Source organism: Arhodomonas sp. KWT (assembly GCF_010993615.1).
Genome location: NZ_WNXE01000511.1, coordinates 1 through 1,148, shown reverse-complemented (window position 1 = coordinate 1,148; position 1,148 = coordinate 1). Strand labels below are relative to the sequence as shown.

At 68.1% G+C, this 1,148-nt stretch carries 1 protein-coding gene; it reads left to right on the top strand.

Annotated features, from left to right (window positions below):
- The coding region (locus G7A99_RS20300; RefSeq protein ID WP_163143666.1) for a TRAP transporter large permease subunit at window positions 1-1,143 on the top strand (1,143 nt) is incomplete at its 5' end.
- Window positions 1,144-1,148: the final 5 nt, after the last annotated feature.

The following is a 1,148-nucleotide window of genomic DNA, read 5'->3' as shown; positions in this document are numbered from 1 at the left end:
GGCCTGTCCGGCATCGACCGCGCGGAGCTCACGCCGGTAAAGGAGGTGATGCTCAAGCGCGGGCATCTGCTCATTCCGATGGTCGTGCTGCTGTGGCTGATCTTCGACGGGCGGGCGCCGTTCTTTGCCGCGTTCTGGTCGATCGCCTCCACCGTGCTCATCTGCGGCACGCCGCGGCTGGTCGTGGGCCTGTCCGCGGTGCTCGCGGCGCTGATCTTCGAGCCGCAGATCATGGCGTGGATGGACGGTCGCAGCCTGCCGCACATGACGGCCGCGCGCTGGTGGCTGTTCGCCATCATCGCCGTGCCGGTGGCCGTGAACTTCGTGCGCCGCGGGCTTTCGCTGGAGTCCGAGGTCATGGACGTCGGCGACTGTCGCGACGCCATGACCGACGGCGTGCGTAACGCCATCCCCGTCGCCATCGCCTGCGGCGCAGTGGGCATCATCGTCGGCGTGGCCACGCTCACCGGCATCGCCCTGGACGCCGCCGATGCGGTCGTCACCATGGGCCAGGCGATTCCCTACGACATGCTGCGGCTGCTGGTCACGCTGGCGCTGACCATGGCCGCCTCCATCGTCCTCGGCATGGGCCTGCCCAGCATTCCCTGCTACATCATCACCTCGACCATGGCGGCGCCGATCCTGCTCAACCTGCCGCTGTTCCGCGAGCTGGCCGGCTCCGGCGACACCGCCATCTTCGTGGCGCACATGTTCGTGTTCTACTTCGGCATCTTCGCCAACCTCACGCCGCCGGTGGCGCTGGCCGCCTACGCCGGTGCCGGCATCTCCGGCGGCACACCCAACGCCACCGGCATGCAGGCGATGAAGCTGGCCATCGCCGGGTTCGTGGTGCCCTATATGTTCGTGTTCGCCCACAGCATGCTCATCATCGACGCGACCTGGCTCAACGTGCTGATGGTGGCCGCCACCGGTGTGCTTGGTGTGCTGCTGCTGGCCGTCGCGGTCGAGGGCTATATGCGGCGCGCGCTTAAGCCCGCGTGGCGCCTGCTCGCACTGGTCGGCGCGCTGGCGCTTATCTATCCGGGGCTGGCCAGTGACGCGCTCGGCGCCGTGATTGCGGTCGTTGTGTTCATGCTCGGCGGGCGATCCATGGAAAAGCCGGCGTACGCGACTGGCGGCTAATGCGC